At 45.7% G+C, this 12490-nt stretch carries 9 protein-coding genes; 5 read left to right on the top strand and 4 right to left on the bottom strand.

Annotated features, from left to right (window positions below; genetic code table 11):
• The 3 genes from betB to AB4503_RS12520 form a co-directional block, all read right to left on the bottom strand.
• Entirely contained in the window at positions 1 to 1461 is a 1461-nt protein-coding gene (betB, locus tag AB4503_RS12530; RefSeq protein ID WP_017066481.1) for a betaine-aldehyde dehydrogenase, read from the bottom strand.
• Between the two features lie 119 nt (positions 1462 to 1580).
• Positions 1581 to 2183, bottom strand: coding sequence for a transcriptional regulator BetI (betI, locus tag AB4503_RS12525; RefSeq protein WP_004732441.1), 603 nt, complete (start codon positions 2181 to 2183; stop codon positions 1581 to 1583).
• A 430-nt stretch (positions 2184 to 2613) separates the two neighbouring features.
• A complete protein-coding gene (locus AB4503_RS12520) occupies positions 2614 to 3711 on the bottom strand; it encodes an alpha/beta hydrolase (protein WP_372114893.1) in 1098 nt (365 codons plus the stop codon).
• Positions 3712 to 3999: 288 nt separating this feature from the next.
• On the opposite strand from AB4503_RS12520, the gene AB4503_RS12515 reads away from it, so the two are divergent.
• From AB4503_RS12515 to AB4503_RS12495, 5 genes are all read left to right on the top strand, one after another.
• On the top strand, positions 4000 to 4704 hold the full coding sequence (locus tag AB4503_RS12515; protein WP_029235682.1) for a response regulator: 705 nt from the start codon (positions 4000 to 4002) through the stop codon (positions 4702 to 4704).
• A 36-nt stretch (positions 4705 to 4740) separates the two neighbouring features.
• The gene (locus AB4503_RS12510; RefSeq protein WP_372114891.1) at positions 4741 to 6060 is read left to right on the top strand and encodes a sensor histidine kinase; all 1320 of its coding nucleotides are present in this window, start codon (positions 4741 to 4743) and stop codon (positions 6058 to 6060) included.
• Between the two features lie 135 nt (positions 6061 to 6195).
• Positions 6196 to 6471, top strand: a complete 276-nt coding sequence (locus AB4503_RS12505) for a hypothetical protein (protein WP_372114889.1) — start codon at positions 6196 to 6198, stop codon at positions 6469 to 6471.
• 573 nt (positions 6472 to 7044) lie between these two features.
• Positions 7045 to 9414, top strand: a complete 2370-nt coding sequence (locus tag AB4503_RS12500) for a M4 family metallopeptidase (protein WP_372114886.1) — start codon at positions 7045 to 7047, stop codon at positions 9412 to 9414.
• Positions 9415 to 9557: 143 nt separating this feature from the next.
• Positions 9558 to 11114 (top strand): M28 family metallopeptidase, encoded by a 1557-nt coding sequence (locus AB4503_RS12495; protein ID WP_065584460.1) that lies wholly within the window; start codon positions 9558 to 9560, stop codon positions 11112 to 11114.
• Positions 11115 to 11257: 143 nt separating this feature from the next.
• Here AB4503_RS12495 and lhgO read toward each other — a convergent pair whose 3' ends face one another.
• Positions 11258 to 12472 carry an L-2-hydroxyglutarate oxidase gene (gene lhgO, locus AB4503_RS12490; protein ID WP_372114884.1) on the bottom strand — a complete coding sequence of 405 codons (1215 nt, stop codon included), beginning with the start codon at positions 12470 to 12472 and terminating at the stop codon, positions 11258 to 11260.
• Positions 12473 to 12490: the final 18 nt, after the last annotated feature.

The raw sequence follows: 12490 nt of genomic DNA, 5'->3' as shown, positions 1-12490 counted from the left end.
TTAGGCATAAGGGCTGGCGTAGTCGCCAAGTTCAATAAGAATGCTCTTAGTCTGCGTATAATGAAGTAGGGTTTCTGGTCCATTTTCACGGCCAATACCCGAAAGCTTGTAACCGCCAACCGGCATTTCTGCTGGTGAGTCACCCCACGTGTTCACCCAACAAATACCTGCCTGCATTTGATGAATAACACGGTGCGCACGAGAAAGGTTTTGCGTGAACACACCAGCCGCAAGGCCATATTTGGTGTCGTTAGCGCGGCGAATCACGTCGTCTTCGTCCGTAAACTTCAACACTGACATTACAGGGCCGAAGATCTCTTGTTGAACGTGAGGCATGTTGTCTTCGCAATCTACAAACACGGTTGGGATAACAAAGTTGCCGTTCGCTAAGCCGTTGTCTGTCACTCGATAGCCGCCCGTCAGCAGAGTTGCCCCTGACTGTTTTGCCAGCTCAATCGCTTCGAGAACTTTTGAAAGGTGTTCTTTAGAAATCAACGCGCCGATCTGAGTCTCCATGTCCATTGGATCACCAATGATCAGCTTCTCAGTGCGTGTTTTAAGTTGATCGATGAATGCGTTGTAGATGTTTTCGTGTACATAAACACGGGTACCGTTAGTACAGACTTCGCCTTGGGTGTAGAAGTTAGCCACCATCGAAGCGGAAACTGCATCATCCAATTTCGCATCATCAAACACGATCATCGGTGACTTGCCGCCAAGTTCCATGGTGACTGATTTCAGCGTCTTAGCGCTGTCTGCCATTACCGCTTTACCGGTACCGGTTTCGCCCGTGAACGACACTTTCGCGATATCTGGGTGCGCCGTTAGCATTTGACCTACACGGTAATCGCCCTGAACCACGTTGAACACGCCATCAGGAAGACCAGCTTCGGTAAAGATCTCTGCAAGCTTGAGCGCCGTTAGCGGCGTTTCTTCTGAAGGTTTGAAAATCATCGCGTTACCCGCGGCCAATGCCGGAGCCGATTTCCACATCGCGATTTGAATTGGGTAGTTCCACGCGCCAATGCCCGCACAAATGCCTAGCGGCTCGCGGCGAGTGTAGAAAAATTGAGATTCGCTCAGCGGCTGTTGGTCGCCTTGTAGCGTTGGAGCCAAACCAGCAAAGTATTCAATAACATCAGCGCCAGACGCCACATCCACTTCAATCGCTTCTTGCAGAGGCTTGCCCGTATCAACAACCTCAAGATTTGCAAGGTCATTATTTCGAGCTCTAAGTATTTCCACTGCCTTCAAAAGAATGCGGCTGCGTTCCACAGCGGTCATTGCTGACCATACCGCAAATCCGCGTTTCGCAGATTCAATAGCACTGTCGACATCCGCAGAAGATGCTTGGCCTAACGTCGCGATAGGTTCACCGTTTGCAGGGTTAATGCTATCAAAGGTTTCACCAGAGGTTGCTTTAACCGCTGCGCCATCGATGTATAACGAGTTCATTTCCATTTGAGATTCTGACTTAATTATTGTTATTAGACTCTACTGGTCTATATGTGAGTATTAGGTGCGAATAGTGGTCGTTCTAGCTCTTGCTCTAGCTCAACGTCTAGCGCTACCACTGCGATCTATTTGCTGTGACACGAGTAGAACGTAAGTTGTTTATCTAGATAATCATTGATGATGGCACGCGCCTTTTGAGCATCGATACCATCTGGGTTTAATGTGCCTCTCAGCCACAAACCATCAATCAGAGACGCAATCCCGTGAGCAACGAGATCCGCTTGTTCATGATTCAAAATACCTTTCAACTCAAGACGTAAGTGTGAAATCAAACGTTTTTCATTCACACGTTGCAGTCTTTTCAGCTGCTCGTCATGCATTGAATATGACCAAAATGCCAACCACGCCTTCGCGACCTTATTTTCTGCTTGGTAACCTTCGAAATTACCATCGATGATCGCGTTAATTCTCTGTTGGTGAGCATCAACAGGAAGTGCTTTTAGTGACGTGGTGATGGTATTGGAAAGTTGGCGAAGGATTTCACGCATGGTCTCTTCGAGCAGCCCATGCTTCCCACCAAAATAGTGATTAATAATGCCAGTGGAGACTCCCGCTTCTTTGCTGATCAACGCAATACTCGCGGCATGCAAACCCACTCGATCAATCACCGTCATGGTGGCTTGAACAAGCTGTGGTTTACGTATATCAGGCATCCCAACCTTCGGCATTTCTCAGTCCTTTTATTTTATATTGAACGTTCAGTTAAATATAAAATGACAGAAATTTAGTTAGGGTTCAAATGATTATTTAAAGCAAACTCGTAACAATACAGCATTCAAAACAACAAAAATCATTATAAAACAATAAATTAAATATCATTTAGAGCACTAATGAAAACAATTAAAGATTTGAGGTGTGATAGTTATTGGTCAAATGTTTTTGCTTAGAAAGTTCAAGAATCAATCAGTGAGAGTCCTTGTAGAAACTTTTTGGGGAGGGAGTGGAAAGGAAGTATCAAGGAATTTTCATACTGAAATTTAAGACAAGGAAATCCACAATCAACACAGGTAACGAATCAAAAAATGAACAAAAAAGGTTGGCGACAACAGCGTCATCACCAACCTTCTCAGTCGTTTCTAATGTTATTGCAAGCCTAAACTACTCAATGCGAGTGATGAAACCGTATTTATCTGACTCAGCCTTAGTCACCCAGTGTTCGCCAGAAGCCGGAGCAGAATCCAACGTGAAGATATAGAAGTCGATTCCTTTGTCTCCCATTACCTTTTTAAAGTAGGTCGCTTGCTTGCGATGGCTTTCGTTCGTGTATGGGAAGTCTTTGGCTGTTTTATCATCCTCAGCCCAACTGTGCACACCAACCTGCTTATTAAGCTCAATGGCTTTAGTGGTATCTGCTCGTTGCAAAACTCGTGGGTTACCCGCAGCGAAAAGATCCGTGCCGCCAGAGAACACCGACCCCGTAGGCGTTACGATCGTCGTCATGTTGTTACTGTGGATCATGCGACCGGTGTACATATTGATATCATCGTCGGCACTTCCACCAATATGGTTGGTAAACTTCAACTTCATCTCACTGCCTTGATACAATTTCACGATATCAAAAAGCTGAGAATAGGTTGATGCGCCTAGAGTGGAAGTAATGCGATCAACAGCGCCAGTCTCGTTGAGCACATCACGGTAAAAAGCGTTGAAAGCAAACGAGGTGGTTATCGTTACCTTGTTCCCACTTTTAGTGTTACTCAGAATGGTAGACCCAAGGCTAGTCACGTATTGAACCAGTTCATTGTGATACTCAAGCTCGACGGGCTTATGAGTATTCGTCGTCGTGTTAATTAACGTGGTGTCATTGCCGATTGAGCGTTGAGCCGCACCACAATCAAACACGTCCAAACCCTTGCTCTCTGTGTAGATACCGCAGCTATCAAATCCTGCATCAGGGAGGTACAGATCCACACTTTGACCTAAACTATCCGCAAGCCTAACCACTTTTTGCTTATCACTAATATCTTCCGCAAACAGAACGATTTCATACTGCACACCGTTGTAATCAAGTTTTATGGATTCTTGGACCTCTTGTCGCTCTTTATACAACTCACCCAGTTTCGCTGATGAAAATACGTAATCCGCTTGAGGTTTTGCTTGCACTTTGGTGGCAGCTTTACCTGAGTTAGAGCTTGAATTACAGCCCGCTAACAGAATCAAAGGTAACGCCAGTAATGCATTTCTATAGTCGTTCATACCGTTATTCCCAAAATGTTTGATGAGAAAATTCTATTGTTTAGCGCTGAATTTATCTGTCGTGGAAATGTATGAGAATGTCGAGCCTATTTGAACGATGTTTTTTATTTTCCTATAAATGCCAATTCATCATTGAACTAACTTATAAAGTGTTTAATCATTCGCTTTAGGTATTTGGCGAAGCATCTGAACTTATATGCAATAGCGTATAATCGTAATGGTTCATCACGACGAAGACTCGCTCACCTAATCTCAATAAGTGAAACGCACAACAAGGCTGATAATGGAATGACAAAACCTAAAATGATCATCGTGGAAGACGATTTGAAACTTCAGAAAATGTTGCAGGACTACTTCGTCGCGCAAGATTTTGATGTCACGGTGTTGGACGATGGCAGTGATGCCGCACACACCATCCTCACGGAGCAACCTGACATCGTACTGCTGGATTTGATGCTTCCTGTAACTGATGGACTTACAATCTGCCGACAGACGCGTACGCACTATAAAGGTAAAATCTTGATGCTCACTGCTAGCGATGACGACTTTGACCACGTCGCTGGTTTAGAGACAGGGGCTGATGACTATGTCACCAAGCCAATCAAACCAAGAGTTCTGCTGGCCAGAGTTCGTTCGCTATTACGCCGCCAAGACACCAATACCGCTTCAGTCGATGACTCAGACACCCTTCAGTTCGATCAACTCGTTCTGAAAAACACTTATAAGAAGTGTGAACTTTCAGGTGCGGTTTTATCACTCACTGACAGCGAGTTTGACCTACTTTGGTTATTGGCAAGCAACCCAGACACGCCGTTATCTCGTGACTACTTGACGCAAACATTGCGCGGGATTGAGTACGACGGAATAGACCGGACGATTGACAACAAGGTTGTACGTCTAAGGAAGATTTTGGGCGACGACCACACACCAGCAGAGAAAATTCAGACCATACGCGGGAAGGGTTACTTATTTGTTTCGACCGCCTGGCGTTAACCTCGCTCAATACGAGCGTAATAAAAGAGAGCGATTATGCGACGTATCTTTTTGGAGTCCTTAATAGGGCTGTTAGTTTGCTTTATGGCCGGCCTTGTCGCCTACGAGATTAGCGTCTATCAGCTCAATACCGACTACGAATACGTACTGGAAGATTACGAAGCGGCTGCCCACCAGCAATTGATCGAGAACATCGCTAAAAATCAAGGCCTTGAAGCGGCTCATCAAGCGATAAACCAGTTTGTAGAAACCACACGAAATAAATTGGTTACATTCAGCCCAGACGATGAAATACCCAGCCCCGTTTCAGAGTTCTTCAGCACGAATCCGAATACCTTTGTTTTTCACGATGATGAACGGGACCTATGGTTTCGCTTAGCAAGCAGTGACAATACCTATCACTACCTCCCCAACAGTGAAGCGTTCGTTAGGCAAAAAATAGAGTTGGAGGATGACCTCATTTGGTTGTTCTTTTTAGCGAGCTTTATCTTATATGGGTTATGTCATCTATTTATTATCTTCCGCCGAGTTAAAAAGCTTGAGGCTGCCACTCTGCGTTTTGCGGAGGGCGATCTCTCGACACGAGCCGAGACTTCAAGTGGTATTGCGATTGGTTCACTGAACAAATCCTTCAACCTAATGGCCGACCGAATTCATCGCTTGGTAGAAAGTAATCGCTCACTCACTAATGCTGTCGCTCATGAACTGCGCACGCCAATATTCCGTATTCAGTGGCAAGCTGAAATGTTGAAAGACACCCAGCTAAACGCAGAGCAAGAAAGCACGATTGAGAGTATTGTCGAAGACACGGAAGAGATGGAAAAGATGGTCGATGAACTATTGTATTACGCCAAACTCGATAGCACTGACCTAGAAAACTTAAAAAAGCCATTAGAGATTCGAGACTTTCTCGACCACGCAATGGCGCGTTGGAACAAAGACACTCAGCTCAACATCGACCTATCGCTACCAGAGCAACCTAGCTCAATAATGGCGGATGAAACGCTATTTAACCGAGCACTAGATAACCTAGTGCGTAACGCAATGAAATTCGCACGCTCACAAGTGTCGATTGAAGCAAGCGTGCATCAAGATCAGCTACAGATTGCGGTACACGATGACGGTGATGGTGTGGCTCAAGAACATCAAGCTCGCCTGTTCGAACCCTTTTACGTTGGCGACAAAGCGCGTAACAAAGCCAAGAGCGGCCATGGTTTAGGGCTGTCTATCGTCGAGAAGATCTGTGCTCAACACGGCGCTACCGTGGAGGTAGGTCAGAGCCAAGCCTTAAAGGGTGCGGTATTCACCATTACCATTCAGCTGTGTAATGATTCAGCTGACAAACCCATACAGTAACTACAAAACACCTCTGGAATAATGTTCAACATCGGTCGGGAGATGCTGTCTCCCATGAACTTATTGAATCTTGATAATCACGACACTGCTTTTGTGGCTTGCCATCTCGGTTCCAATCATTCTTAAGGTATTTTTATGAAAAAGTTATTAGTTGTTTTAGGCATTGTTTCTCTAGCAGGTTGTTCAGGTATTAACCACAATGAAGAAGTTTACACAGCGCACGCTGAGAGCTTCAACATTGTAGGCTTCCAAGTGCCAGGTAACACTCAAGACCGCGCAATGGAATTAGTACCTGAAGGTGCAACGGTTGATACGATTCGCTCAACAAACTCTGATACGAGCTCTGTTCTGGGTATCATCAACCGTATTATCGGTATCGACTACGTACAAGTTGGCGGTAAAAAGCAGTAATTCGCTATAGTGACGTTAGCCACGTACCATAATTAAGTGTCGCAGTTGCCTACCTATATTCAGTAGCCTGCACAAACTAAGTTAATCTAAGCCAGTGACCCGTCGCTGGCTTTTTTCATCCAGCAGATTTTGTGCTCTGTGCCAAACAAGTGCCCGATTCCCCTTCCCTCTTTTAACTAACAATTCGAAAAATAAGCCGAAAAGTCTTCGATTTCTTATCAAAATTGCCCCTAAATTCGCTAAATGGCCTTCTGTTTAAAGTGACACTTTCAAATCGTTGATCCTTCTATCAACCCAGAATCCGTTAATTGAGGCACAGATCAATTTACTCGAAAATCTTAATTTCCAAGAGAAATAAACACTTAATAAAAGTGTCATGATTTTATAAAAAAAACATATAGGTGCGTTCAAAAATAAACAGAAATGATAACTATCTGTAAATACGAGAAATATAAGTTTCATGAATAAAAGAGATCATTGCCATGCTACTAATTAATCAGATCGAATGATGTAAATTCGCTGTGATTAATTTGTTACGTTTTCTTGGATTTTACATGGAAAGAGAAAACAACAATGAAAATAAGAAAACGTTTAGTTGCCGTTGCTATAGCCAGTGCTATGTCTTTGTCAGTGCATGCAAGTGAATCCGTTCAAATCGATCAACCGATCAACTTTACTAGCTTCTCTGGGTTAAACGCTCAGTTAGGAGTCAGTAACGCCTCTAGCTTCAAGATGGTGAAAGAAGTAAACCTGAAAAAGCGTGGTATCTATAAAGTTAAGATCCAGCAGAACATCTGGGGAACACCGGTATGGGGACATTACCTAAATGCCACCCAAAGTGTCCAAGGTGGCGCACTTAAGTCCGTTCAAGGTCGCTACCTTAAAACAACGACCTTAGAGCGATCTTTTGTTAAGCCATCAATCAACAGCGCTCAAGCGGTTGAACTCGCAAGTAAAGATCTAAAGACTCAAGGCTTAACCAGCAAATCTCTAGACAACGTTCAACATCAGCTATTTATCTATCAAGGCTCTGTGAAGCAAGGCATCGGACAGCAAAGCGTAGATAAAACACGACTAGTGTACGTTGTCTCTTACCTAGTAGAAGGCAGTGAACAGCCGACTCGACCGTTCACCATGCTAGACGCGCACACAGGCGAAGTCATCGACCGCTGGGAAGGTATTGCCCATGCTCAGATCGGTACTGGCCCTGGCGGCAACGAAAAAACCGGCATGTACGAATACGGCACCGACTACCACTACCTTGATGTTCAAGAAGTGGGCACAGAGTGTGTAATGGAGTCTGAAAATGTCGTTACCGTTGACCTTAATGGCGCGACCGACGGCGACACCACTTACAGCTATGAATGTCCTCGTAACGAATATAAAGCCGTGAACGGCGCATTCTCACCACTCAACGATGCCCATTACTTTGGCAACATCGTGTTCGATATGTATAAAAACTGGTTCGACACAGCGCCACTCTCCTTCAAGCTCATGATGCGTGTTCACTACGGTGAAAACTACGAGAATGCATTTTGGGACGGCAGAGCCATGACCTTTGGTGATGGGGAGAGCTTCTTTTACCCGCTTGTTAGCCTAGATGTATCAGCCCATGAAGTGAGCCACGGTTTCACTGAGCAAAACTCAGGTTTGATCTACGCAAACCAATCGGGCGGTATGAACGAAGCCTTCTCTGACATGGCCGGTGAAGCCGCAGAATACTATATGAAAGGCACCAACGACTGGATGGTCGGACGCAATATCTTTAAAGGCGAAGGTGCGCTGCGTTACATGGACGATCCATCACGCGATGGCTCTTCAATCAACAACGCATCCGAGTACTACGATGGCTTAAACGTGCACTACAGCTCTGGCGTGTTCAACAAGGCGTTCTACCATCTTGCAACCACACAAGGTTGGGACACCAAAAAAGCGTTCGAACTGTTCGTGCTAGCCAACCAGATCTACTGGTCTGAAAACAGTGACTTTTGGCAGGGCGCCTGTGGCGTGAAAAACTCAGCAACCGACCTTGGCTACAGTGCCGATGATGTTGTTTCTGCGTTTAACTTAGTGGGTGTATCACCGTGTGGCGAACCACCACTTCCACCAGAACCGGAATATCAACGCCTTGAAAACGGTGTTGAAGCCGCAGTTGCTGGTGAAACAGGCTCAAAAACTTACTTCGATATCGAAGTACCAGAAGGCCAAGACAAGCTAACGATTGATCTTGCTGTGTCTACTGGTGATCCGGATATGTATGTTGGTCTAGATTATGCGCCAAGCTCTCAAGAGAATATCTGTAAGAGTGAAAGCGTAACCGATGAAGTATGTGTAATTGAAAACCCAACAGCTGGTCGCTACACGGTGAACATTCTGGGTTACTCAGATTACGCAGGTGCAAATCTGAAAGCATCGTACGAATCAGGCAATGCTAACGTACCGCCAGTTTCTTCTTTCGAACACACGGTCGTAGGCAAAGAAGTAGAGCTGCGTAGCACAAGTTCGGACAGCGATGGCCAGATCGTCTCTTACCAATGGAACCTAGGCGATGGCAACACGCAAACCGGTGAAGTGACTCGTTATACCTACGCTGAAGCTGGCGACTACGTGGTGACTCTAACCGTGACTGACGATGCAGGCGTTGCAACATCAACCAGCAAGTCGGTCACGATTGAAGGTGACTCAGCAGAAGGCTTCCCGCTAAAACTGAAGTTTGGTAACAAAAACCCGAACGGCAAAGCTCGCGTTAAGCTGGCATGGGATTACGACACCAACGACTACTTCGTGATTAAGCGCAATGGCAAGAATGTTGGCGCTACAGACTTCAACTCATACGTCGACAAGTTCCGTCATAACGGAACAGTAGATGTGGAGTACCAAGTGTGTACCTCAAGCGATATCTGTTCAGAAACCAAGCATTACCGTTTCATTAAAACACAATAATCGATAGTAAATTCAGGGCTCCGAAAGGGGCCCTTTTCGCGGTTAACTGTTCAGAAAATGAAACATCTACACAAAAACATCCACGTATTACACAAAAATCACCCCCATCAACATAACAATACTCACCATAAAAAGGACGACAAATGGCTATTCAAAAAAGCATGCTAGCTTTGGCTGTACTCGGAGGTTCTTTAGCCTTAATCAACAGTACTTCGGCTTACGCATCCCTAGGCATCACACCACCAGCGAACGAAGAAGTTTGGATCACCACCGATGCGGACGCACAACATATTATGACTCAACATGGCGCAACGGTTTATCCAAGCGTGACCGGAAACAAGCATTCCATCGTCGCGAAAATCAACCAGAAAGAGCTGGCGAAACTATCTAGCCACATGCACGAAGAAACCCACCGTTGTGGTGGCTACATGGTGCACGAAGACAAAGCAAGCGCACTCAAAGCGGCAGCTATGCCACTGACCATGAGCAACTTCGAAAAGCCAGTTATCAGCCATCAAGATACGGTGAACGACCTACTCGCTCAGGTCGAGCCGAACAACATGGTCACGACCATCGAAAATCTAACCAACTTCACCAACCGTTTTTATACTACTTCTACTGGTGTCGCTGCTTCAGATTGGCTTTTAGAACGTTGGGAGACGGAAATTAAAGATGTGCCGTATGCGTCTGCACGCCAGATCACGCATGCCGAATACCCACAGAAATCCGTTGAAGTGACACTGCTTGGCGCTAAATATCCTGAAGAGATCGTCGTGGTTGGTGGACACCTTGATTCGACCGTTGGATCTTGGACAAGCGAAGGCACCATCTCACCGGGAGCCGATGATGATGCGTCAGGCATTGCAACGGTAACAGAGTCGCTTCGCCTGATGATCGCCAGTGGTATTCAACCAGACAAAACCATTAAGTTCTATGGTTATGCTGCTGAAGAAGTAGGGCTACGTGGCTCACAAGATGTCGCCAACGCTTTAAGAGATGAGCAAGCCAACGTTGTATCGGTATTGCAATTAGACATGACCAACTACAACGGTTCAGCGCACGATATCACCTTCATCACAGACTACACCGACAGCAACCTCACCGCCTATTTAAGCGAGCTGATCGACACTTACGCGAGCGACATCAGTTACGGTTTCGATGATTGTGGCTATGCCTGTTCTGACCACGCCTCTTGGCACAATGTTGGCTACCCAGCTGCCATGCCATTCGAAAGCATGTTCAATGATTACAACCCAAGTATTCACACTGAGCACGACACGCTTGAGAACTCCGATCCTACGGCGACACACGCGACCAAGTTCGCCAAACTAGCCATTGCTTACCTTGTCGAAACCAGCCTTGATTCACCCGTTGCAGGCCCTAAAGAGCTGCAAAATGGCGTGCCTGTTAAAGGACTTACTGCAGGATATGGTGAAGAGCAGTTCTTCACATTTACGACTCAAAGTGCAGGTCAGTTAACGGTAACATTAACCGGCCCTCGAAGTGGCGATGCCGACTTATATGTGAAACACAACGGCACCGTATCGAAAGCGAACTACGACTGCCGCCCATACCAGAACAGCAGCAACGAACAGTGTGTATTGAACAAGCCAGCGGGTGAATTCAGCATCATGGTGCGCGGTTACCGTAACTTTAGTGATGTCACCATCGTCGCTAACTTCGTTCCTGATTGGCTTTAAGGTTGGTTAATTGACTAACAATTAAACCTAGCAAACACGGCTAAAACTAAAAATCCGCAAGCCCACGATCATAAATAGATTAGAGCTTGCGGATTTTTTATTGTCTTCGGAGAGCATCTCAACTTAATAACCTTTAGTTATCATCAAGCCGTCTTTTTCATTACCTTGCCACAGATGTACTCACCAATCGGCATTGCAGAGGTCGCAGCCGGTGATGGCGCGTTACATACATGTAAGCTTCTTGGGCTTTCGGCAAACAGGAAATCATGGACCAAGGTGCCATCCTTCAGTACCGCTTGAGCACGAATCCCAGCAGGATAAGGCTTAAAATCATCAACCGTAATACTCGGGCAGTATTTGTTCACTAGCTTTAGATATCCCGGTTTCCACCACGAGTTCTTAAACTCGACCAAACCCGTTTTCAAGTGATTCGCAGTCACTTTCCAAAAACCCACAAAGCTCAGCATCTGCCAAGTGTCCTTGAAGCTAAAGTTAAGCTTGCCATAACCTTCTCGCTTCCAGCCTTGAACTGCATTTGGCCCTACTGTTACGGAGCCATCAATCATGCGTGTTAAATGCACGCCCAAGAAAGGCAATTCTGGGTCAGGGATCGGATAGATAAGATGATTCACCACTTGGTTGTGCTTAGCGTCTAACTGATAATACTCACCGCGATAAGGCACGATTTGGAAGTCGGTTTCGATGTCTAACATCTTGGTCATTCTATCGGCCATCAAGCCAGAACACGTGATCAAGAATCGACTGTTCAGTTGAAGAGTCTGACCATCTACTTTGCACGTTAACTGCACTTCATCTTCTTGCTCATCGGCCATGATCACTTCCGTACCAAGGCTAAGCTTACCACCCGCCTCAACAAACTCTTGAGCCATCACTTCGGTGACTTTTTTGTAGTCGACGATACTGGTGGTTTTGACATAAATCGCACCCAAACCCGTGATATTTGGCTCGGCAAGTTTGAGCTGAGCTTGATCCAACAAATCAACATCAATATCGTTATCGTGGCAACGCTGATAGAGCGCATTCATTCGCTCCACTTCTTGCTCATTGGTCGCGACCAACAACTTACCGCAGTTTTCGACGGGGATATCGTGTTGGCTATAAAAGGCGATGGTGCGCTCTACGCCGCGTTTACAAAAATCCGCCTTTAAACTGCCCGGATCGTAGTAAACACCAGCATGAATCACCCCGCTATTATGGCCAGTTTGGTGCTGCGCGAAACCACGTTCCTTCTCGACTAAAAGGATACTTTTATCAGGGTGAGCTTGCTGTAATTGCCAAGCCGTCGACACGCCAACAATGCCGCCACCAACGATAATATAGTCGTATATTGAGTTCATAATATTCCTACATTCAAT

Source organism: Vibrio sp. 10N.222.55.B11, assembly GCF_041473705.1.
Taxonomy (GTDB): Bacteria; Pseudomonadota; Gammaproteobacteria; order Enterobacterales; family Vibrionaceae; genus Vibrio; species Vibrio crassostreae_C.
The sequence above is the reverse complement of the archived record's forward strand: the minus strand, read 5'-3'. Positions and strand labels throughout refer to the sequence as shown.